The sequence below is a fragment of the Nocardiopsis potens DSM 45234 genome (genome assembly GCF_000341105.1).
Lineage (GTDB): Bacteria > Actinomycetota > Actinomycetes > Streptosporangiales > Streptosporangiaceae > Nocardiopsis_A > Nocardiopsis_A potens.
The window spans coordinates 20,473-41,751 of sequence record NZ_ANBB01000027.1 but is presented as its reverse complement, the minus strand read 5'-3'; the positions used below and the strand labels follow the sequence as shown (position 1 = coordinate 41,751).

General features: G+C 77.4%; 16 protein-coding genes. 12 read left to right on the top strand and 4 right to left on the bottom strand.

Features of this window, described 5'->3' with window-relative positions:
• Nucleotides 1-398 precede the first annotated feature (398 nt).
• Nucleotides 399-1,304 carry a LysR family transcriptional regulator gene (locus D459_RS0110595; protein WP_017592981.1) on the top strand — a complete coding sequence of 302 codons (906 nt, stop codon included), beginning with the start codon at nucleotides 399-401 and terminating at the stop codon, nucleotides 1,302-1,304.
• 327 nt (nucleotides 1,305-1,631) lie between these two features.
• Nucleotides 1,632-2,444 carry an SAM-dependent methyltransferase gene (locus D459_RS0110590; RefSeq protein WP_017592980.1) on the top strand — a complete coding sequence of 271 codons (813 nt, stop codon included), beginning with the start codon at nucleotides 1,632-1,634 and terminating at the stop codon, nucleotides 2,442-2,444.
• Nucleotides 2,445-2,891: 447 nt separating this feature from the next.
• Here the strand turns inward: D459_RS0110590 and D459_RS31325 are convergent, their stop codons facing one another.
• Complete coding sequence (locus tag D459_RS31325) at nucleotides 2,892-5,234, bottom strand: ATP-binding protein (protein ID WP_051065399.1); 2,343 nt, start codon at nucleotides 5,232-5,234, stop codon at nucleotides 2,892-2,894.
• 250 nt (nucleotides 5,235-5,484) lie between these two features.
• On the bottom strand, nucleotides 5,485-7,056 hold the full coding sequence (locus D459_RS0110580) for a CYTH and CHAD domain-containing protein (RefSeq protein ID WP_017592978.1): 1,572 nt from the start codon (nucleotides 7,054-7,056) through the stop codon (nucleotides 5,485-5,487).
• Nucleotides 7,057-7,604: 548 nt separating this feature from the next.
• On the opposite strand from D459_RS0110580, the gene D459_RS0110575 reads away from it, so the two are divergent.
• From D459_RS0110575 to D459_RS0110555, 5 genes are all read left to right on the top strand, one after another.
• Entirely contained in the window at nucleotides 7,605-8,804 is a 1,200-nt protein-coding gene (locus D459_RS0110575) for a DUF6745 domain-containing protein (RefSeq protein WP_017592977.1), read from the top strand.
• A gap of 119 nt (nucleotides 8,805-8,923) precedes the next feature.
• Nucleotides 8,924-9,400, top strand: a complete 477-nt coding sequence (locus tag D459_RS0110570) for a hypothetical protein (protein WP_017592976.1) — start codon at nucleotides 8,924-8,926, stop codon at nucleotides 9,398-9,400.
• Between the two features lie 548 nt (nucleotides 9,401-9,948).
• Nucleotides 9,949-10,764, top strand: a complete 816-nt coding sequence (locus D459_RS0110565; protein ID WP_017592975.1) for a thioesterase family protein — start codon at nucleotides 9,949-9,951, stop codon at nucleotides 10,762-10,764.
• Nucleotides 10,765-10,942: 178 nt separating this feature from the next.
• Entirely contained in the window at nucleotides 10,943-11,827 is an 885-nt protein-coding gene (locus D459_RS0110560; protein WP_040709786.1) for an alpha/beta fold hydrolase, read from the top strand.
• Between the two features lie 50 nt (nucleotides 11,828-11,877).
• Nucleotides 11,878-12,672, top strand: a complete 795-nt coding sequence (locus D459_RS0110555) for an alpha/beta fold hydrolase (RefSeq protein WP_017592973.1) — start codon at nucleotides 11,878-11,880, stop codon at nucleotides 12,670-12,672.
• Nucleotides 12,673-12,755: 83 nt separating this feature from the next.
• Here D459_RS0110555 and D459_RS0110550 read toward each other — a convergent pair whose 3' ends face one another.
• Nucleotides 12,756-14,117, bottom strand: a complete 1,362-nt coding sequence (locus tag D459_RS0110550; RefSeq protein WP_017592972.1) for a WD40 repeat domain-containing protein — start codon at nucleotides 14,115-14,117, stop codon at nucleotides 12,756-12,758.
• Between the two features lie 151 nt (nucleotides 14,118-14,268).
• Between D459_RS0110550 and D459_RS36845 the strand changes: the two genes are divergently transcribed.
• From D459_RS36845 to D459_RS0110530, 4 genes are all read left to right on the top strand, one after another.
• On the top strand, nucleotides 14,269-14,400 hold the full coding sequence (locus D459_RS36845; RefSeq protein WP_241484995.1) for a cittilin family RiPP precursor: 132 nt from the start codon (nucleotides 14,269-14,271) through the stop codon (nucleotides 14,398-14,400).
• A 136-nt stretch (nucleotides 14,401-14,536) separates the two neighbouring features.
• Complete coding sequence (locus D459_RS0110540; RefSeq protein WP_017592970.1) at nucleotides 14,537-15,871, top strand: cytochrome P450; 1,335 nt, start codon at nucleotides 14,537-14,539, stop codon at nucleotides 15,869-15,871.
• 62 nt (nucleotides 15,872-15,933) lie between these two features.
• Nucleotides 15,934-16,617, top strand: a complete 684-nt coding sequence (locus tag D459_RS0110535) for a sulfotransferase family protein (RefSeq protein ID WP_020380120.1) — start codon at nucleotides 15,934-15,936, stop codon at nucleotides 16,615-16,617.
• A 417-nt stretch (nucleotides 16,618-17,034) separates the two neighbouring features.
• A complete protein-coding gene (locus D459_RS0110530; protein WP_017592968.1) occupies nucleotides 17,035-17,685 on the top strand; it encodes a DUF1326 domain-containing protein in 651 nt (216 codons plus the stop codon).
• A gap of 134 nt (nucleotides 17,686-17,819) precedes the next feature.
• Here the strand turns inward: D459_RS0110530 and D459_RS0110525 are convergent, their stop codons facing one another.
• Entirely contained in the window at nucleotides 17,820-18,779 is a 960-nt protein-coding gene (locus tag D459_RS0110525) for a GlxA family transcriptional regulator (protein WP_017592967.1), read from the bottom strand.
• A gap of 1,583 nt (nucleotides 18,780-20,362) precedes the next feature.
• On the opposite strand from D459_RS0110525, the gene D459_RS0110520 reads away from it, so the two are divergent.
• Nucleotides 20,363-21,211: an LLM class flavin-dependent oxidoreductase gene (locus D459_RS0110520; protein WP_017592966.1), complete on the top strand. Its 849-nt coding sequence runs from the start codon at nucleotides 20,363-20,365 to the stop codon at nucleotides 21,209-21,211.
• The last annotated feature ends 68 nt before the right edge of the window (nucleotides 21,212-21,279 follow it).

The window sequence follows — 21,279 nt, the reverse complement described above, 5'->3', positions numbered from 1 at the left end:
CACACCGCCCCGACCCCGCGCGGGCAGCGCGGACAGCGCGGGCAGACCGCCGAAACGGGATCGACCGGACGGGAACGCGCACCGATCCCGGCCCCGGTACGGCCCCTCTCCGCACACTCGGGGAACGACCGCCCCGACCCCGCGCGGGTGGACGATCGCAGCGGGGCGCGGGCGTCTCTCCTCCCCCGGCCGCGACCGGCCCCGCCGCGGGGAAGTGCACCGCCCCGAGCGTGCACGGGCGGGGCCGCCGGCAGGGGGCGGGGCGGGCGAGAACGCGCGCCGCCCCCGGTCCGGGCGACCGCCGCGACGCGCCGGGCGGGCGTATCATCCCCGGGTCGGGGTGCACGGGGCGCCCCGCCGAGCAGGGCGGACGCGATCGCGGGGAAGGGGGACACGGCATGGGGTCCTCCTGGCCCGATCTCGCCAGTCTGGAACTGTTCCTGCTGGTCGTGGAGGAGGGCAGCATCGGAAAGGCCGCCGCGCGGACCGGGCTCACCCAGGCGGCGGCGAGCCGCCGGCTGGACACCCTGGAGCGGGAGCTGGGGGTGCCGCTGCTGGTGCGCGGCGCGGGCGGGTCCCGGCCGACCGCGCAGGGCCGGACCGTCGCCGACTGGTCGCAGACGGTGCTGTCCGCCGCGCGCGACCTCACCGGGGGCGTGGCGGCGCTGCGCCGCGAGCGCAGTGCGACGTTGCGGCTGGCCGCCAGCATGACCGTGGCCGAGTACCTGGTCCCGGGCTGGCTGGCGCGGCTGCGCGAGCACTCCCCGGAGGTGGAGGTCGCGCTGGAGGTGCTCAACTCCGAAGGCGTCGCCGAGCGGGTCCGCGGCGGCGCGGCCGACCTGGGCTTCGTGGAGTGCCTGGACCCGCCGCCCGGCCTGGGGTCGCTGCTGCTCCGGCACGACCGGCTGATCGCGGTCGCCGCCCCCGGCCACCCGTGGACCCGGCGCCGGCAGCCGCTGCCCGCGCGCACCCTGGCCGGGACGCCGCTGGTCACCCGGGAGCCCGGCTCGGGGACCCGGACCACTCTGGAGCACGCGCTGCGCCGCTCCCTGGGCACCGGCCCGGCGCCGCCCGCCCTGGAGCTGCCGTCCAACGCCGCGGTGAAGGTCGCGGTGCAGAGCGGCGCCGCCCCGGCGGTGCTCAGCGAGCTGGCCGTCGCCGCCGAGCTGGCCGACGGCCGGCTGCGCGAGGTCCCGGTCGCCGGCGTCGACCTGCGCCGCCCGCTGCGCGCCGTCCACCGCCCGCGCACCCGCCCCTCGCCACCGGTACAGGCCCTGACCCGGATCGCCGCCGAACGCCTCTGACCCGCCCCGGGCCCCGGACCCCGGGTCTCCCCTCCGGCGCGCTCCGGGCCGGTCCGCCGTCCGCACCCCGGTGTTCCCGCGTTGCCGGCCGCCGGGGCGGGCCGCCCCTCGTCCTCCGGGCCGTTCCTCCACCGGCGCCCCGGTGTTCTCCCCGTTCCCGGCCACCGGAGCGGACCGACCGGCCGGCCCCCGGGCGCCCCTCTCCCATGGGCCGGCGACGCCCGGTCCCGGGCGCGCTCCGGTGGGGCCGTGCGGCGCCGGAAAACCCTCCCCCGGCGGGGATCTAGAATTCCGGGGCCTGCCCCCGACGAATGATGGGACCCCCCGATGACCGACTCCCCCGGCGCCGCGCGGCGCCCGGTGATCGACAGCAGCGTGCCGCACTCCGCCCGGGTCTGGAACCACTGGCTGGGCGGCCGGGACAACTACCGGGTGGACCGGGAGGTCGGCGACCGCCTGAAGGAGATCGTGCCCGAGGCGGTGGTCAGCGCCCGCGCCGACCGCGAGTTCCTCGCGCGGTCCGTACGGCACCTGGTGGAGCGGGAAGGGATCCGGCAGTTCCTGGACGTGGGCACCGGGCTGCCCACCGAGGACAACACCCACGAGGTCGCGCAGGCCGCGGACCCCTCGTGCCGGATCGTCTACGTGGACAACGACCCGCTGGTGCTGGTGCACGCCCGAGCCCTGCTGGTCGGCACCGAGGAGGGCGCCACCGACTACGTCCACGCCGACGTGCACGAGCCCGAGGCGGTCCTGGAGGCGGCGCTGCGCACCCTCGACCCGGGCCTGCCGACCGCGGTGGTGCTGTCCAGCGTGCTCAACTACGTGATCGGCGACGACGAGGCGGCGCACATCGTCGGGGTGCTGATGGGCGCCTTCCCCTCCGGCAGCCACCTCGTCGTCGGCCACCCCGCCTCCGACGTCGTCCCGGAGCGGATGGCCGAGCTGCTCCGGGTGTGGAACGAGGCCAACCCGCACCCGATGCGCGCCCGGAGCCGCGCCGAGATCGAGCGCCTCTTCGCCGGCCTGGAGCTGCTCGCCCCGGGGGTCGTGCACGCCCCCGACTGGCGGCCGGACCCCGGCACCCTCTCCCCCGAGGAGCCCGTTCCGCACCTGGTCGGCGTCGGCCGCAAGCCCTGACCGGAGCGGATCCGCCCGGAGCACCGGGTGCCGGGCACCGGTACACCGACCCGGTGCCCGGGGGTGCGGAGTCCGGGCTGCCCCGCCCCGGTTCGGTACACGGATCCGGCCGGTTCCGGGCCTCGGCGCCGGGCCGCTCCCCGCAGAATGTTCCTGCGACCGGCCGCCCGCCGCGGCCGGCCGCTTCCGGTGAGGAGACCCGGGGGAGCACCGCGGCGCCGCAGGAGGGGGAGCGGCGGCGCCGCTCCCCCGGGGCCGCCGGGGCCCGGCGCAGGCCGGAACCGCTCGGGGCGGGGGAAGGCCCGGGCGTCCCGGAACCGCCCCGGGCCCCGGCGGGCGGCCGCTCTCCGGCACACCGGGCCGATCGGGCCCGGGCGGCGTTCCGGCGCCCCCGTGGGCCGCGCGGAGGCGAGGTCCACGGGGTCCGGGGCGGCGGGACCGGGGGCTCTAGCGGTCCGCGGGCCCGTCCCGGTCCGGGCCGGGGCGGTCGCCGCCCTGCTCCACCAGGCGCTGGGCGACCATGGTGCGGGAGGGCACGCCGAGCTTGGCCAGGATGTGCTCCACGTGGGTGTCCACGGTGCGCTTGGAGATGACCAGCCGCTCGGCGATCTCCCGGTTGGACAGGCCTCCGGTGATGAGCAGCGCCACCTCGCGTTCGCGGGCGGTGAGCCCGGCGGGCTCGGCCCGCTCCGGCCCGTCGCCGGGGCCGGGGAGGTCGGTGTCGTCGGCGGCGGCCCGCACGACGTCCTCCAGCGGGTGGGCGGCGCCCTCGGCGAACAGCTCCTCGAAGCGCTCGGAGCCGATCGCGGCGATGACCGCCGCCACCGCGTCCTGGTGGAACGCCTCGGCGATGGCGGTCCCGCCGAGCCGCTCGCCGCACCGGCGCCACAGCGGGTCGGCCGCGCCCGCCAGCAGGCAGGCCCTCCGGTACCGGCGCCGCCCCACCGCCAGCCAGGCCATGACCTCCAGGGCGTAGGCGAGGCCGACGGTGTCGTTCAGCTCGTACTTCATCCGCACCGCGCGGCGGCCGGCCCGCAGGCAGCCCTCGTGGTCGCCCTTGAGGTAGAGCGCGGCGGCGGTCACCAGGAACAGGTAGCTGCGCAGCCAGTGCTCGCGGGAGGCCGGGCCGAACCGGGCCAGTCCGGCCTCGCAGCGGCGCACCGCCTCGTCGAGTTCTCCGCCGAGGAAGAGCAGGTAGGCCTGCTGGGCGTCGAGCGCCGCCTCCCCGGCCAGGTCGCCGGCCTCCGCGGCGGCCGCGGCCGCGACCGGCCACTCCCGGTGCGCCTCCTCGTGCCGCCCGGAGAAGCTCAGCGCCTGGTGCCGGTGGACGCGGTGGCGGGAGCGGAGCAGCGCGTCGCCGGAGCCCTCCACGTACGGGCGGGCCCGCTCCAGCTCCTCCAGCGCGGTCTCCGGCATGCCCTGGAAGACCGCCAGGTAGGAGCCGGCCACCAGGCAGCGGACGTGCTCGGGGGCCTCCTCGGGCAGCCGCTCCAGCGCCCGGCCCATCCAGTACCGGCCCTCCTTGAGCCGCCCCTGGGTCTGCCAGTAGGCCCACAGCGCGGTGGCCAGCCGGGCCGCCCGCGCCTCCTCGCCCGGGATGTCCAGGGCGTACTCCATGGCGGCGCGCAGGTCGCCGTGCTCGCCGGCGAGGGCCCGGAGCCGGGGCAGCTGGCCGTCATCGGTGATGTTGCGGTCGAAGGCGTCGGCCAGGGCCTGGCAGCGCTCGATGTGCCGGATCCGGAACTCCTTCTCCGCACCGGCCTCGGCGAGCTTCTCCGCCCCGTACTCGCGGAGCGTGTCCAGCTGCCGGTAGCGGCCGCCGTGCGGGTCGACGCGGAGCACCACCGACTTGTCGACCAGGCCGATGAGCGCCTCCAGCACCTCCCATTCCTCCAGGTCGCCGCCGGCGCAGACCTCCTCGGCGGCGGAGGCGTCGAAGGTCCCGGCGAACACCGAGAGGCGCTGCCAGAGCAGGCGCTCCTGGGGCGTGCACAGGTCGTGGCTCCAGTCGATGCCGGTGCGCAGCGTCTGGTGGCGCGGCAGCGCGGACCGGGAGGAGGCGCTGAACAGCTGGAAGCGGTCCTCCAGGCGGTCGACCAGCTGCTCCAGGGGGAGCGCGCGGAGCCGGACCGTGGCCAGTTCGATGGCGAGCGGGATGCCGTCGAGGCGGCGGCAGAGCCGCACCGCGTGCGGGCGGTTGGCGTCGGTGACGGCGAAGCCGGGCAGCACGGCGGCGGCGCGCCGCTCGAAGAGCTGCACCGCCCCCTCGACCGCCTCCGCCCCGGGGTCCTCGGGGTCGGGGACGGGCAGCGGCGGGACCATGAAGCAGTGCTCGCCGAGGACGTTGAGCGCGTGCCGCGAGGTCGCCAGCACGGAGGTGCCGGGGGACTCGCGGAGCAGCAGCTCGGCGAGCATGGCGCAGGCCTCGCCGATGTGCTCGCAGGTGTCCAGGACGATGAGGAGCGACCGGTCGCGCACGTGGTCGAGCAGGTGGTCCAGCTGGGGCCGGGAGTCCTGCTCGGGCAGGCCCAGCGCGGAGGCGACGGTGTGCGCGATCAGCTCGGGGTCGCGCAGCCCGGACAGCTCCACGAACCGGGCGCCGTCGGCGAAGCGGGGCGCCACCGCCTGGGCGACCTGCACGGCGATCCGCGTCTTGCCGACGCCCCCGGGGCCCAGCACGCTGACCAGCCTGGCCTCCGACAGCATCGCGGTGACCTGCGCCAGTTCGGCCCGCCGCCCCACGAACCCGGTCAACTGCCGGGGCAGTGCCCCCGCCGCTCGCTGGAACATCCGACCCTCGTCCCGATCCGCGGAGCCCTACTGGGCGGAACTGTACCGAAGCGGTCGCCGCCGGTCAGCGGATTCGCGCTTTTCCGGCCTCGGCGGGCCCGTCCGGATCCGGCCCGGTCCGGGCGGGCGTACCGAGCGGCCGAACGGGTACAGGGCGGGCCCGGCGGCGCCCCGGAGTCCGGGCTCCGGCCGGCGGGCGCCCGGGCGCACCCCCTCCTCGCCGGCCCGGAGGGCCCGGCCGGCCCCGGGGTCAGCGCCGGCCGGGGGCCCGCTTCCAGATGCGGCGGGCCGCGGCGATCCGGTGCGGGCCCTCGGTGATCTCGGCGGCGGACAGGGCGGCCAGCGCGGCCGCGGCGGCGGCCCGGTCCCCGGAGTAGGCGGCCAGCCGGCGGCCGTGCGCGTCGAGGAAGCGCACCGCGGCGACGCCGTCCTGGTGGTCGCCGAGGGCCTGCTGCAGCTCGGCGGCCCACCCGCGCAGCCGGGCCGCGCGGGCGCCCAGGTACGGCTCGGCCAGGGTCGCGGCGTACCGCAGCCGCTTGGCGGACTTGCGCACCCGGTGCCAGGCGGCGTCGCGCCGCTCCTCCGGCCCGGCGGACGCCTCCTCCGCCCGGCGGCGGTCCCTGCGCAGCCGGGTCCGGGCCCGGTCGACCAGGTCGCCGAGGACCTCGGCGGCGGGCTCCCCGGCGCGCTCGCCCGGCGGCGGATCGTCGAGCAGCCGCTCCAGGGCGGCGAGGAGCGCCGCGTGCCCCGGGCCGTCGACCGCCCGCACGGCGGCCCGCTCGGCGGCGCGCCGCCGACGGTCCACGCCCTCCAGCCAGTCCGAGCGGAGCCCGGTCCCGGCCAGGCGGTCCGGCAGCGCGTCCAGCCGGGCCGCGAAGCGCTCCCGCAGCACCTCCAGGTCGCGCGCCTCGCCCAGTACCGAGGCGAACGCCCGCAGGTCGCCGAGGGTGCCGCGGACCGCCTCCCGGTCGACGGCTCCGGGCAGGGCGAGGGCGGTGCGCAGCCGCCGGGTGCACACCCGCATCCGGTGCACCGAGTCGTACTCGCCGGTGCGCACCCGCGGCCCCAGGTCGACCATCTGCTCCAGCTGGTCGTGCAGGTAGCCGAGGACGGCGTCGGCGGCGGTGCCGCCGGAGGGGCGCGGCCGGGGGGCCGACACCCGGGCGCCGAGCAGGGTGAGGAGTTTGGAGCCGGTCGCGGAGGGGGCGGCCCCGGCGCGGAGCAGCCGGTCGGCGGCCCGCTCCGCGAGCCGCCGGTCCCCCGTCCCGAGCTCGACCTCCACCTCGCGCCACTCCCGCCGCTCGGCCGGTTCGGCCAGGGCCTCCCCGGTGACCCGGTCGTCGGCGACCAGCGCGAGCGCGGTGCCGTCGGCGGCGCGCAGCGCGTACTCGGTGCGCCGGGTGGTGATCCGCGCGACGGGCCGCAGCGGCGCCCCGCGCGAGGCGGAGGCGGCCAGCCGGGACAGCCGCGCCGGGACGCGCCGGGCGTGCGTCCCCGGGGGCGCGGTGAACTCGCGCTTGGCGCCGCGCCCCCAGGGGATCTTCAGGTGCCATCCGGCGTCGTCGCCGCCGAGCCGGCGGCGCAGAGTGATGCCGCGGGCGGCGAGCCGCAGGCCGGCGGTGTCGAAGTAGGTGGCGGCGAGCCGGTGCCGGCGCGCCTCGACGCCCCCGGGGGCCAGGTCGGCCAGGTCCGGGAGGGTGAAGTCGGCGCCGGCGTCGAAGGTGCTCTCGACTTCGAGGTGGTCGCGGTGCACGGCGGACCGGGCGGCCGTCTCCGCGGCAGCGGATCCGGTCGCCGCGGGCTCGGGTGGCCGCTCGGCCATGGTCGACTCCAGCCGCGTCCGGGCCGGTAATTCTAGTCGCCCTCCGCGCTCTGTCGGCCGGGTGGGAGAGGGCGTTCGCCGGTACCGGCCGCGGGCGGGCGGGCCGCTGGGCGGGCGGACGCTCCGAAGGCGGAGCCACCGAAGCGGCACGCACACCACCGGGGCGCGGGACCGGCGAGGCGCGGAGGACCGGAAGCGCACGTCGGCGGCCCTCCGGCCCCCGCCGGAACCGGACCCGCCCCCACGCAGACCGCAGCCGCGCCGGCGCGAAGGGACGCCGGGGCGAGGGGCCTGCGAGGCGCGGAGGATCAGGAGCACCCACCGTCCGGCCCCGCGCCGCCGGCGGTCCCCGGGGCCCGGCCGGAACCGGCCCCGTCCCGTGCAGGTCGGGCCGCGCCGACGGGGAGGAGCGCCGAAACGGCCCTTGCGTCACGGTGCGGGTTCTGCCACCGTCCACGCATGCTCAACGACTCCCAGTGGAAGGGCGCCCGCGCCTTCAGCCGGTGACCGGGCGGAACGGGCCCGCAGGCCCGACCCCGGATCTGACGATGCTCCGGTCGGCCGTCCGCATCCGCGAGGAATGGCTGCGGTACGCGCTGTGCACCGACCCCGCCGACCGGCCCGCCGCCGAAGAGGCCGTCTCCGAACTGTACGCGCTCATCGGCGCTGATCCGCCCCGCTTCGCCTGGGTGGACTCCCCGTGCGCGGCGCTCGGCTCCGACTCCCCCGTGCCCGACCCGCGGGCGGCGCGCTGGCCGTATGCGCTCCCCCGCTCGCCCGGAGGGGCCGACCGGCCGGTCTCGGCCCGCCTGGCCGAGCTGGAGTTCGCGCTCCACACCCACATGGCCGACCGGATCAGGCGGCGGACGGACCGCCCCCTGTCCCGGGTGACGATGCGGACGATGTCGGCCGTCCGGGCCCGGCCGCCGGAGGAGGGGCTGCGGCTCGGCGTCCCGCCGGCGCAGATGCTCCAGGCCATCGTGGAGGAGCCGCTGCGCGGCTCGGTCCAGGACGCGGTCCGGGCGCCGCTGGTCAGCGCGTTCTCGGCCGCGGCGGCCGGGCTGCGGCACGGCCTGACCTGGTTCGGCCAGCACGACGCGCACCGGTTCGGCCGCTATGAGGCCTGGCTCCGGTCGGGGCTGGTCGGCCTCTCCCGGGAGCTGGAGCGCGTCCGCCGCCCGCTGGCCGCGCTCGCCCGCTCCTGCGGCTGGTGGTGGCCGGGCGAAGAGGTGTGCGTCATCGCCGAGCGCCCGGCCGCCGTGCACACCGAGCCGCTCCCCTCCGACCCGCACGGCGGCGTGCGGCTGCACCGCGACGACGGCCCCGCCGTGCTCTACCGCGACGGCTGGGGCGTGCACGCCGTGCACGGCACCCCGGTGCCGGCGTGGGTGGTGCACGCCCCGGACGCCGCGCGGATCGACGCGGAGCCCAACGTGGAGGTGCGCCGCACCGCCATCGAGCGGATCGGCTGGGGCGCCTACATCGACGAGGCCGGCTTCCACCTGGTCTCCTCGGCGCCCGATCCCGGCAACCCCGGCTCCGAGCTGCGGCTGTACGACCGGGCTGGGGAGGTCCGGGAGCCGCCGACCCGGGTGCTGCTCGCGGTGAACGGCTCGGTGGAGCGGGACGGCCGGCGCCGCCGGTACGGCCTGGACGTCCCGGCCCGCTTCGACGACCCGGTCGCGGCGGCCGGGTGGACCTACGGCCTGCCCGGCGAGGTCTACGCCCGGCTGGTCCGCCGCACCTGACCGGCCGGAGCGCGGCCGGACCGGAGGCGGGCCCGCCTCCGGTCCGGCCGGGCCCCGGCCTCCGGCGCGCTTCCGCGCGCCCTCCCCGTACCGACGAGAACGGAAAAGGTGATCGCCACATGCCCACCACCCTCGCCGACCTCACCGCCCGGACCGGCCTGGACGTCCTCGACCACCTGGAGCGGCAGGTGTCGGTCCCGGTCGTCGACGGCCTGCAGGCCCAGGGCGACCTGATCGTCGTCCCGGCAGGCCTGGTCCCCGGCCTGTTCCTGCCCGACCCCGGATTCTTCTGGGACGAGGTTCCCCCCGAGGGCCGGGAGCTGCTGCGCAGCGCCTCCGGCGGGAACCCGCACACCCTGATCGCCGACGGCGGCGGCTGCCTGTGGGCGAGCTCCGTCCGCGACCCGGAGCACCTCGCCCTGGGCGCGGTGCGCACCTCCCGGCCCGCCTACCTGCTCCACCCCGAGCACGGCGGGACCGGCCTCGCGCCCGGCACCTACCTGATCCGCCGCCAGCGGGAGGGCGGCGAGGCCCCGGACCGGTGGCACCGCACCGGCCGGTTCCGGTCCGCCGGCCACCGGCTGGTCGCGGACTGAGCCGCCCCTGAACGGGCGCGGCACCGGCGGGCGCGAGGACGGACGCGCCCGGCCCGGTGCCGCGCCTTCCCCCGCTCCCCGCCGCCCGGTCCCCGCTCTGCACCCGGGCGCCCGCCGGACCGCCCGGCCGGTTCCGGACCGGCCCCGGCCCGCCCACACCCCCGGCACCTCCGATCGGACCCGAGTCCGCGCCGGCGCCGAGCCCGGGCACCGGGAACCGCCCGCTCCGGCGGGCGCCCGGTCCTCGCCGGGGGCGGTGCGTCCCTCCCGCCCCTCCTTGAACCGCCGGCGGAGGGAAAGGGGGCGAGAGGTCCCCGCCCGCCCTGCCCCGCCTCCGGAGGACGCGCCCCGGCGGGGCGCGCTCCGCCTTCCGGGGCGGAGCGGGGAAACGGCACCCACCCCGATCAGTCAATTATTTGATCATTATGATCGGTGACCAGCGACGGATCCCGCCGTCCGGCCCTGTCCCCGACCGCCGCGCGGGTCGTCCTCTCCGGACCGCAGCACCCCCTCCCGGTCCGCCCGGGAGCCGACCCCTGGGAGCCCCGATGAACGAGTTCGCGACGGCGACCGAGATCGCCCTCCGCACCGAGGGCGGCAGCGGCCCCGCCGTCTTCGACGCCGACCTGGACCCCCGCTGGGCGGTCGGCGACAAGCTGCACGGCGGGTACCTGATGGCCGTGCTGGGCCGGGCCGCGGCCGCCGCCGGCGGGGACCACCGGGACCCGCTCTCCATGTCCGCCTCCTTCGTGCGGCCGCCGGCCCCCGGCCCGGCGCGGGTCGAGGTGGAGGTGCTGCGCGCCGGGCGCGGCTCGACCCAGTCCCGCGCCCGCCTGCTCCAGGACTCCGGGGTCTGCGCCGAGGCGCTCACCGTCACCGGCCTGCTCGGGGAGGACGACCCGTACTGGTCCCGCTCCGAGGCCGCCCGGCTGCCCGCCGAGGAGGAGTGCCCGCCCAGCCCCGCCGACGCGCCCGGCGGGTTCCGGGTCCCGCTGATGGACGTCGTCGACCAGCGGCTCGACCCGGGGACGCTCGGGTTCCTCGGCGGCGCCCCGTCGATGCGCGGCGAGATCGCCGGGTGGCAGCGGCTCGCCGACGGGGCCGACTGGGACCCGTTCTCTCTGCTGGTCGCGCTCGACATGGTCCCGCCCGTCTCCTACGACCTGGGGCTGCCCGGCTGGGCCCCGACCGTGCAGATGAGCTCCTACGTCCGCCGCCGCCCCGCGCCCGGCCCGGTCCGGGTGCGGATGAACGCGACCGAGGTCGGCGGGGACCGGATGGACGTCGCCGTCTCCGCCTGGGACTCCAAGGACAGGCTGGTCGCCCAGGCCGTCCAGATCGCCGCGGTGCGCACCCCGCACTGACCCGCACCGCCCCGGCCCGGCGGCCGCACCCGGCCCGGGGCGGCGGCGCCTCCCCCGTCCCATGCCGCACTCGGGCACCGCCGGCGGGGCGGCCCGGGTCTACGATGAGCAGCGGGCGGCCGCCGCAGGCGCCCAGGGCGCCCTGCACCCCCCGGACGGCCGCACCGACGGAGGACACGTGCGACCTGAGCCGCTGGCAGCCGCCCCCGAACTCCCCACCTCCACCCTCGACCTGAGCTCCGGGACCGTGGAGTACCGGCTCCGCCTGGGCGGCCCGAACGCGGTCGTCGTCTTCCACGGCGGCCACCTGCGGGCCGGCATCGCCCTCGGCGAGGAGGAGCTCGCCCGCGGCGGGCGGGCGGTCCTCGTCCCCTCCCGCCCCGGCTACGGGGGCACCGCCCCGGCGGCGGGGCGCACCCCGGAGGCCTTCGCCGACACCGCCGCCGAGCTGTGCCGACGGCTCGGCGTCCGCCGGGTGGCCGCCGCCGTCGGGGTGTCCGCGGGCGGGCCGACCGCGGTCGCGATGGCCGCCCGCCACCCCGACCTGGTGCGCAGGCTGCTGCTGGTGTCGGCGGTGGGGCCGCTGCCCTGGCCCGCGCCGGCGGCCCGCCGGATGGGCCGGCTCGCGTTCGCCCCGCACGTGGAGGCCGCCACCTGGGCGAGCGTCCGCGGGATGCTGCGCGCCAACCCGGTGGCCGGGCTGCGGTCCATGATGGAGGGCCTGTCCACCGAGCCCGCCGCCGACGTCGTCGACCGGCTCCCCCGCGCGCACCGGGCCGCGCTGGCCGGCCTGTTCTGCCGGATGCGGTCGGGGCACGGCTTCCTCATCGACCTGCGGGCGCTGGAGCGGGGCGGCGGGAACGCGGCCCTGGTCGCCCAGCCGTCGCTGGTGGTCGCCTCCCGCAAGGACGCGGCGGTGCCGTTCGCGCACGCCGAGGCGCTCGCCGCGGCGCTGGGCGACGCCCGCCTGCTGGAGAGCGCCGCCGACGGCCACCTGGTCTGGTTCTCCCCGGACCGGCCGCGGATCGCCGCGGAGATCGACGCCTTCCTCAGGGCCGCCTGAACGCCCTTCCCGGCCGTTTCCGGGACGGACCGGGCGGCTAGAATGCGCGGGTGCCGTACGCGACCGCTTCCGACCAGACCAAGATCTTCTACGACGTCCGCGGGGGCGGGGAACCGCTGGTCCTGCTCAGCGGGCAGGCCAACCACCACGGCTGGTGGGAGGGGGTGCGGGGCGACTTCGACGCCGCCTTCCGCACCATCGCGCCGGACCACCGCGGCACCGGATCCAGCGGCGCGCCCCGCGAGGCCGGGTACTCCATCGCCCGGTTCGCCGACGACGTCGCCGCGGTCCTGGACGACCTGGGGATCGGGCGCGCGCACGTGTACGGCACGTCGATGGGCGGCAAGGTCGCGCAGCGGCTCGCCGCCGACCACCCGGACCGGGTCGGCGCCCTGGTGCTGGGCTGCACCTCCCCCGGCGGGCCGAACGCGGTCGCCGCCGACCCCGGGATCGGCCGCGCGCTGGGCTCCCTGGACCGGGCCGCCGCCCGGCGCACCCTGACCGACCTGATGTTCACCCCCGGCTGGGCGGAGCGGAACCCGGGCGCGGAGCGGGTGCTCGGCGACCCCGGCATGGCGGCGCACGCCCGCCGCGGCCACCTCGCGGCCAGCCGCGCCCACGACGCCTGGGACGACCTCCCCCGGATCACCGCGCCCACCCTGGTGCTGCACGGCTCCGACGACGTGTTCGCCCCGGTCGGCAACGCCCGCCTGCTCGCCGAGCGCATCCCCGGCGCCCGCCTGCTGCTGCTGGACGGCGCCCGGCACGCCTACTTCGAGGAGCACCGGGAGGCGGCGGGCGCGGCCGTCCTGGACTTCCTCCGCGAGCACCCGCTCGGCGGCTGATCCGGCGCTGCGGGGCCGGGCCCGTCGCCGGGAAAGGGCGGGCGGCGGAGCGCGCCCCGCCCGCCCCTCTCCCTCCGGCGGCCTCAGGTGCGGGTCGGGCCCGTCCGGAAGACCGCGAGTTCGGTCCGGCCGGTGTGGAACCCGTCCCCGGTGGGTTCGAGCAGGACGGCCAGCCGGCTGCCGTCCGGGGACCAGGCGAGCGCCTCGACGTAGGCGTCCAGCTGCAGGCCCGCGATGATCTTCTTGTCCGACATCCGCCACACGCACAGCTCGTGCGGCCGGTCCGGCTCCAGGCCCAGGTAGTGGCGCCGGGTGGCGGAGGCGACCGCCAGGTAGGCGCCGTCGGGGGCGGAGGCGAGCTCGAACAGGCGCATCGAGGCGTCGGGGACCGCGTCGGCGACCTCGGCGGTCGCCGGGTCGATGACGTAGAGGTTCTGCTGCGCCCCGAGGAACAGCCGGGTGCCGTCCGCGGAGAAGGCGTGGCACTGGATCGGGTCCCAGCGCCCGGCGTGGGAGATCCTCCGGGGCGCCTGCTTCCCCTCGCCGACCAGGTCGAAGCCGCCCTCGCCCGCGCCGTTCGGGACGGTGCGGTGGGCGCCGTCCCCGGAACGGGCGTACCCCGCCTGGAAGGGGGCCTCGACCACCTCCAGGGCGTCGACGTCGAAGGCCCACTGGGCGGTGTCCCCGGCGTTCTTCGGGGTGGGGTAGGTCTTGACGGTGAGGACGTGCCGGCCCGGCACCCACATCAGCACCGGGACGGTCCACTCCTCGCCCGCGTGGACGTGGGCGGTCTCGGTCCAGTCGGCGGTGTCGTAGACCCAGACGCGGTTCTCATCGCTGCACACGGCGAGGTAGCGGCCGTCGTCGGAGAACTCCGCCCAGGTGAGGGCGTCGTGGTCGAGGTTCCCGGAGGCGGAGGCGAACGGGTGCAGTTCCACGGCGGGGGCCGACAGGTCCGGGATGTGCGGGGCGTCCTCGGCGGTCCAGGTGTCGGCGTTGAGCCGGAACATCGTCGTCCCCCAGGCGTCGCCCGCGCGGAGCGGCTCCAGCCGGCGGCGGTCGGTGACGTGCACCCGGTAGTCGAAGGAGACCAGCAGGTCCTCGTCCTTCCAGCCGCCGTCGCGCTCGTAGTAGAAGTCGTGCAGCCGCTCCCACTGCTCCTCGGTGGGCGGGTGGTTGCGGTCCGCGGTGCGCTCGACCCGGGACACGTACCGGTGCGCGTTCCGCTCCACCCAGCCGAAGTCCAGCATGGTGGCGGTGTCCGGGAAGCCGGCGCGGCCGCGGGAGGCCTCCCAGAGCAGGAAGAAGAAGAACCCGGGGTCGTCCGGCGGGGGCATGTGGCCCCGTTCGGCCGTCTCGTAGTAGACCACGAAGATGCGGAAGTCGATCCGGAGCTCGTCGGGGTCGACGGAGAGCACTCGTACGCCGTACATGTCGGTGGACATCGCAGCCTCTTCAGGGGGTGATGGACAGAACGGGCCGAATGGTGCCAGCGACCCCCGACATCGCCGACAGGGCGCGATACTCGCCGCGGTAAGCAAACGGTGGCCGCCGCGGCGGTTCTCCGTCCCGAAACGGCGGCATATGTTGTGCGGCGTGCCCGGACCGGAACAGCCGTTCGGGCGGGAGCAGAAAGGGCTGCCCGTGAAGAAGATCGCCTACCGCGTCGCCGCAAGGCTGGGCATCGTCGACAAGGACCGCCTCACTCGCCCCTACGTCTACTACTAGAGACCGGATCCGGTCTGCGTGAAGACCGGCGGCCCGCGCCCCGACCCGGCACCCGGGCGGGGCGCGGCCCTCTGCGGGGCGCCCGCGCCCCGGCCCCTCCGCCTCCCCAGGACGGTCGCCTCCCCAGGACGGTGCGATGACGTCGGCCCGCTCGGCCTCCGACCCCTCCCCCTCACCTCCCCCGCCCCCGGACGCGGCGCCGCCGGGGCCGCGCGGCGGGCGCGGCACCGGCAACGCCGCCGACTTCGCCGTCGACCCGCTGGGCTTCCTCGCCCGCTGCGCCCGCGAGCACGGCGACGTCGTCTCGCTCACCCCCTCCAACGTGCTGCTGGCCCACCCGGACGACATCGGCCGGGTGCTGGTGGACCGGGGCGGCGACGTGGTCAAGGTCCGCCCCGGGGAGAGGCGCCGCGGCGGCACCGGCTTCCCGCTCGCGATGATGAACAGCGAGGGCGCGGAGTGGTCGCGCAAGCGCCGCCGGCTGCGCCCCGCGTTCCGCAGCGAGCGGCTGGCCGGCCTGGACGCGGCGGCGGCCGACGCCGTCGCCCGCACCCTGGACCGGTGGGAGGACGGGTCCGTCATCGACGTGCACGCCGAGATGTCCCGGCTGGCCATGCACGTCGGCGCGGTGCACATCGCGGGCCGCCCGCTGGGCGCCGAGGCCGACGCGCTGGCCGACGCGGTCGCCGCGATCATGCGGCTCACCTCCTCCCCGGTGCGGCTGCCCGCCTGGTTCCCCAGCCCGGTCAACCTGCGGTTGCGCCGGGCGCTGCGCGCGCTGGACACCGCGCTGGAGGCGCTGATCGACGGGCACCGCCCCGACGGCGGGGCCACCGCGCTGGGCCTGCTGCTGGAGGAGCGCCCCGCCGCCCCGTTCGAGGAGGTCCGCGACGAGCTGGCCACCCTGCTCATGTCGGGGTACGAGACCACCGCGGACGCGCTGACCTGGCTGGTGCACTGCCTGGGCGGCGCGCCGGAGGCCGACGGGCGGCTGCGCGAGGAGGCCCGGCGCGGCACCGCGGACGCCGGGGGCGCCGGCGGCTACGTCGCGGCCGCCGCCAAGGAGGCGCTCCGGCTCTACCCGCCGGCCTGGGTGATCAGCAGGGTCGCGGTCCGGCCGGTGCGGGCGGGCGGGTACCGGCTGCCCGCCGGGACGGTGATCGGGATCAGCCAGTGGGTGGTCCACCGCGACGGGCGGTGGTTCCCGGATCCGGAGGCGTTCCGCCCCGAGCGCTGGCTGGACGGCGGCGGCCCCGGCCACCGCTACGCCTACCTGCCGTTCGGCGCCGGGCCTCGGGGCTGCCTGGGGGCGTCGATGGCGGTGCGCGAGATGGAGGCGGTGGTCCGCGCGCTGCGGGCGCGGGTGCGCCTGGAGCCGGTGGAGCCGGAGAAGGTGCGGGCCCGCCCCGCCCTGGCGCTGCAGCCGCTCGGGGTGCGCGCGGCGGTCCGCAGGGAGCGGCCGGGGAAGTGATCCGGAGTGGTCGGGACCGGGCCGGGCGGTGCGCCGCCCGGCCCTGGAGAGGGAGGCGGCCGATGGTCGCGGTGATCGGGGCCGGTTTCGGGCGCACCGGGACGACGTCTTTGAAGCGCGCGCTGGAGCTGGTCGGGTTCGGGCCGGTGTACCACATGAAGGAGCTGTACGACCGCCCGGAGCGGTTGGCGGCGTGGCTGGCGGCGCGGGACGGACGCGCTCCGGCGGCCGCGGCGCTGGCCGGCTACCGGGCCGCGCTGGGCTGGCCGGCCTGCGCCTTCCTGGACGGGCTGCTGGACGCCCACCCGGGGGCCAAGGTGGTGCTCACCACCCGCGACCCGGACGCCTGGTACGACAGCGCGCACCGCACCCTCTACCGGAGCCGGTTCGACGAGGCGGGCGAGCCGCGCCGGCTCACCGGCGACACGGCCCGGGTGGCGGAGTTCGCCGAGGACCTGATCTGGCGCGGCGCGTTCGGCGGCCGGTTCACCGACCGGGCGCACGCGCTGTCGGTGCTGGCCGCGCACGAGCGGCGGGTCCGGGAGTCGGTCCCGGCCGGCCGGCTGCTGGTGTTCCGGGCGGAGGACGGCTGGGGGCCGCTCTGCGCGTTCCTCGGCGTCCCGGTGCCGGACGCCCCCTACCCCCGGGACAACACCGCCGCCGGTTTCCAGGACCGGGTGCGGCGGCGCCTCGCCGGGCAGGCGGTCCGGCCGGGTCCGGAAAAAGATTCCGGCGCCGCGGAATAGCGGGCCGCCCGCCCCCGTTGCACCCCCTGGACGATGCGGTAGAAAGTGTCCCCCGGGCTCCATTCAATGCCTTCGCGGAATACCGCGTCCGGCGCCCGCCTCCTGGTAGGAGGGCGACCGGGCGGTCTTCGGAGCCGCGTTGCGCCCCGCGCCGTGAGGCGACCGCCGCATCGCTCCACCTTCGGGGAAGGCCCCGGCAGGCTCAGGCCCGCCGGGGCCTTTCCCATCTCCCGGGACGGCGCTCACTCCGGCGGCGAAGGTCTCCTCGGCGCCGCAAACGTCCCCTGACCAGGTCTTCCGGTAGCCTCCCCCCACTTCTTGAAAATATACCCCCTAGGGGTACTTGACCCTTCAAATCGGAGGCGCTTAGGCTCTCCACATACTCACCGGGGGTATCCATTGCGAGAGGAGAGCACGATGCCGGAGACCACCACCGGAACGGACTGGCACCTCACAGGGGAATGGTTCGACGTCTGCAGCTGCTCGCTCCCCTGCCCCTGCACCTTCGCGCAGGCGCCCACGGACGGGGACTGCCTCTTCACCCTCGCCTGGTGGATGCACGAGGGCCACTACGGCGAGACGGACCTCGGCGGGCTCGGCGTCGTGGCGGTCGGCGAGTTCCACGGCAACATGTGGGTCGGCGACCCCGACGCCGCGATGAAGCTGATGTTCTACATCGACTCCCGGGCCGATTCCGACCAGCGCCGCGCCCTGGAGCGCATCTTCACCGGCAAGGAGGGCGGCTGGCCGGGCCAGTTCGGCGCGCTCATCGGCGAGCTGCGCGGCATCGAGTACCGGCCGGTCAGATTCGAGGCCGCCGACGACCTGGCCTACTGGGACGCCGAGGTCCCAGGCCGGGTGAAGGTCGGCGCTCGGGCCCTCACCGGCCCCACCGCGGACCCCGCCAAGCGCGTCCAGCTGATCAACGCCCCCGGCGCCGAGGTCGGCCCCGGCCAGATCGCGACCTGGGGCGTGGTGACCGATGACCACGCCCTCGGCTTCGACTTCTCCAAGGCCTACAAGGGGGGTTCCAGCAAGCACTTCTCCTTCGACTGGCGGCCCGAGTAGAGCCCGGCGCGGCGGCCCCGGCCGCAGAGAGGCCCCGGCGGGCGCGGACCCGCCGGGGCCTCCCCCGCTCCCCTGCGCGTGACGGTCTCAGGGCACCCGCCGGGGCGTGAAGCGCTCCCCGACACGGGCCGGCCTCAGGGCACCCGCCGGGGCGTGAAGCGCTCCCGGTAGGCCGAGGGGGTGACGCCGAGGCGGCGCAGGAACGCGCGGCGGAGCGACTCCGCCGTGCCCAGGCCGGAGCGGCGGGCCGCGGAGGCCGCCGTCTCGCCCGCCTCCAGCAGCGCCTGGGCCGCCTCCACCCGGACCGCCTCCACGTGCGCCGCCGGGGTGGTGCCGACCTGGTCGCGGAAGAGCCGGCTGAGGTGCCGGGAGCTGGTGCCGGCCCGGGCCGCCAGGGCGCCGACCGAGTGGTCGGCGGCGGGGTCGGCGGCGACCGCGTCCAGCACCTCGCGGAGCGCGTCGCTGCGCGGGCGCGGCGTGCGCGCGGGCACCGAGAACTGCGACTGGCCGCCCGGCCGCTGCAGGAACACCACCAGGTCCCGGGCGACCTCGCGGGCCAGCGCCGCGCCGTGGTCGCGCTCGACCATGGCGAGCGCCAGGTCGATGCCGGCGGTCACTCCCGCCGAGGTCATCACCGGCCCGTCGGCCACGTAGATGGCGTCCGGCTCCACCCCGGTGCCGGGGAACGCCCGGGCCAGCGCGGCGGCGTGCCGCCAGTGCGTGGTGGCGCGCCGCCCCTCCAGCAGCCCCGCGCGGCCCAGCAGGAACGCGCCGGTGCACACCGACCCCACCCGCTCGGCCTTCCCGGCCAGTGCATCGACGCTCTCCAGGACCCCTTCCGGCGAGGGCCGCAGCGGCAGCTCCGGCGAACCCGGCACCAGGACGGTGTGCGCGCCGGCGGCCTCGGCCGCCGACGCGGTCGGCACCAGGCGCGCGCCCGGCCAGGCGTCGACCGGGCCGCCGTCCGGGGAGCAGAGCACCGTGGTGTAGTCCGCGCCGAACCGGGCCGCGGTCCCGAAGACCTCCAGCGGCGCGGTGGCGTCCATCAGGCGGACCCCGTCGTAGACCAGGATCGCGATCGTTCTCTCCGACACGGCGGCAAGCCTAGACGCCCCGCCCGGCCCACCGTTGCCCCGGCGCCATCGGCCCCCGCAGATGCACCTCCAGACACCCCGCCCGAGCGCGGCATCTCACGGGGCGAGGGTTCAAGCGGGCAGCGAGGGCGGAAGGGCGTGCCGGCCAGTCGGTCGGGCGCGGCGCCCCGCGGAGCGGAGGTTCAGGCAGGCGGCGACGGCAGCGGTGGGGACCGGCCGGCCGATCGGGCGCGGCACCCCGCAGAGCGAAGGTCAAGACCAGCGGCAACGGCCAAGGAAGGGACGGGGCCGGGCACCCCAGCCGAGCGCGGCGCCTCGCGGAGCGGAGGTTCAGGCAGGCGGCGACGGCAGCGGTGGGGACCGGCCGGTCGGTCCGACGCGGCGCCCCGCAGAGCGAAGGTCCAGACGGGCGGCAACGGCAGCGGTAGGGGCGGGGCGAAGGCGGTCGCCCGGGCGCGGCGCCCCACAGGGCCAGGGTTCAAGCAGGCGGCGAAGGCGGCGGTGGGCACCGGCCGGTCGGTCGGGTGCGGCAGAGCAGGGCGGGAGTGGTCGGGGCGGGCGGAGGGGGCGGGTTCGCCGTGCCCGTGCCGCCCGGGCGTCGGGGCCGGCTGCCCTTGAAGCCGCTGCCCCTTCTGACCTGGTTGAATACTCAGGGTGATGGCGGGGTGAGGTGCCCTGCGCACCGCGAGAGCACCCCGGTGATTCCCGGGCGCGCACCCTGGGCCGGATCGGCCCCCGGAAGCCTCGGATCGCCCTGATCGGGACGGTGATCGGGGGTTCGAGCCGCCCGGAAGACCGGGATTCAGGGGGCCGAAACCCAAGAGGGGCAGGGGCGAGGGCGAGATGTCGCTTTTGCCCTGCCGGGAAGACCCACTTGGGTCACTCTAGGTAACCAGCGAGGGGGTGGTGGGGGCCTGGGGGCTTACTACTCGCTGGCAGATGTAATCGGGGTGCTCTCGCGGCGCGCAGGGCGCCCCCACCCCGCCCGTTCCTCGCCGCAAACCAGGCATATAGGGATAAGGACCCCTGGCAGGCCCGGGCAGGCGGGCCGGCCCGCGCCGCCGGGGCACCGCCTCCCCTCGCCGGGAGCACGCGCCGCACCGGATCGGTGAACGCGACGCCCGCCCCCTCCCGCCCTCGCCGCCCGCTTGAACCCTGGCCCCGCGAGACGCCGCGCCCGGGTGAGGTCTGCGCACCGGCCCCACCCCTGCCGTCGCCGCTCGTCTTGACCTTCGCCCCGTGGGGCGCCGCACCCGACCGACCAGCCGGTCCCCCTCCCCGCCCTCGCCGCCCGCTTGAGCCTTCGCTCCGCGGGGCGCCGCGCCAGATCGGCCGGACGGTGCCCCCACCCCGCCCTCGCCGCCCGCCCTCCGTCGGCGGGGCCGCGGAGTCCACCCCCGGCCGCTGTACGGCCGGACAGGGCCGCAGAGCAGGCCGACCGGGGCCGGAGCGGCACGGCTCGGCACGGGCATCCGCAGGTGCGGCGCTTGACCTCGACTCGACTTGACGTTCTAGCGTGACCCGCGTTCCTGATCACGGCACCCCGGGAGAGGACCGCGATGCGAATCAGCACGACATTGCCCATGACAGAGGCCGGCCTCCCCGACATCGCCATGGCGCGCCGCCTTGAGGACCTCGGCTACGACTCGGTGAGCATGGCCGACATCATCACCGGCGACGGGAATCCGGCCTTCGACCCCACGCTCGTCCTGGCAGGCGCCGCGGCGACGACCGAGAGGATCGGCATCGAATTCAGCGTGCTCACCCTCCCGCTGCGCCCCACGGCATGGGTCGCTGCACAGGTGCAGACGCTTCAGCACCTGTCGGGCGGGCGCGTCGTCCTCGGCGTCGGGATCGGGGGCTTCCCGGGCTCGCCGTTCTGGCGGGCGGTCGGCGCGCCGCTCCGCGGGCGGGGCCGGCGGACCGACGCCGCCCTGCAGGCGCTGCCGGGCCTCCTCCGCGGCGAGCCCACCGAGGTGGAGGGAGAAGAGCTCTCCCTCGGTCCCGCCGCCCCGGTCCCGCCGATCCTCATCGGCGGGGACTCCGAGGCGGCGATGCGCCGCGCCGTCCTCTACGGCGACGGCTGGGCCCCCTCCCTGATCGGCCCGGCGGCCTTGGCCGAGAAGGCGGTGCGGCTCCGCGAGATCGCCGACGAGCTGGACCGTCCGGTCCCCTCCATCTCCATCGGGGGGCACGCGATCCTGGTCGACGCCCCGGCCGCGATCGAGTCCTTCACCCGCTCGCTCGCGGAGGTCCACGGCATGACGCCGGAGGAGGCGGCGGCCGTCCCGATCACCGGCGGCCCGGCGCAGGTGGCGGAGCGTCTGCACGCCTTCTCCGAGGCCGGGGCCGAAACGGCCGGGCTCGCCCTCGACGGCGGGAACTGGATCCGACAGGCGGAGGTGCTCGCCGAGGCGCGGGCGCTCCTGTGACCCGCGCAGGGGAGGCGGCGTCCCCGCTTCTCCGCCCGGCCGCCTTCCGGCGGGACGCTCCGAAGCGG

What these genes read in the sequence shown, in the direction of transcription:
- D459_RS0110595 (WP_017592981.1), top strand. Translation starts at nt 399, where the DNA reads ATGGGGTCCTCCTGGCCCGATCTCGCCAGTCTGGAACTGTTCCTGCTG.
- D459_RS0110590 (WP_017592980.1), top strand. Translation starts at nt 1,632, where the DNA reads ATGACCGACTCCCCCGGCGCCGCGCGGCGCCCGGTGATCGACAGCAGC.
- D459_RS31325 (WP_051065399.1), bottom strand. Translation starts at nt 5,234, where the DNA reads ATGTTCCAGCGAGCGGCGGGGGCACTGCCCCGGCAGTTGACCGGGTTC.
- D459_RS0110580 (WP_017592978.1), bottom strand. Translation starts at nt 7,056, where the DNA reads ATGGCCGAGCGGCCACCCGAGCCCGCGGCGACCGGATCCGCTGCCGCG.
- D459_RS0110575 (WP_017592977.1), top strand. Translation starts at nt 7,605, where the DNA reads ATGCTCCGGTCGGCCGTCCGCATCCGCGAGGAATGGCTGCGGTACGCG.
- D459_RS0110570 (WP_017592976.1), top strand. Translation starts at nt 8,924, where the DNA reads ATGCCCACCACCCTCGCCGACCTCACCGCCCGGACCGGCCTGGACGTC.
- D459_RS0110565 (WP_017592975.1), top strand. Translation starts at nt 9,949, where the DNA reads ATGAACGAGTTCGCGACGGCGACCGAGATCGCCCTCCGCACCGAGGGC.
- D459_RS0110550 (WP_017592972.1), bottom strand. Translation starts at nt 14,117, where the DNA reads ATGTCCACCGACATGTACGGCGTACGAGTGCTCTCCGTCGACCCCGAC.
- D459_RS0110540 (WP_017592970.1), top strand. Translation starts at nt 14,537, where the DNA reads ATGACGTCGGCCCGCTCGGCCTCCGACCCCTCCCCCTCACCTCCCCCG.
- D459_RS0110535 (WP_020380120.1), top strand. Translation starts at nt 15,934, where the DNA reads ATGGTCGCGGTGATCGGGGCCGGTTTCGGGCGCACCGGGACGACGTCT.
- D459_RS0110530 (WP_017592968.1), top strand. Translation starts at nt 17,035, where the DNA reads ATGCCGGAGACCACCACCGGAACGGACTGGCACCTCACAGGGGAATGG.
- D459_RS0110520 (WP_017592966.1), top strand. Translation starts at nt 20,363, where the DNA reads ATGACAGAGGCCGGCCTCCCCGACATCGCCATGGCGCGCCGCCTTGAG.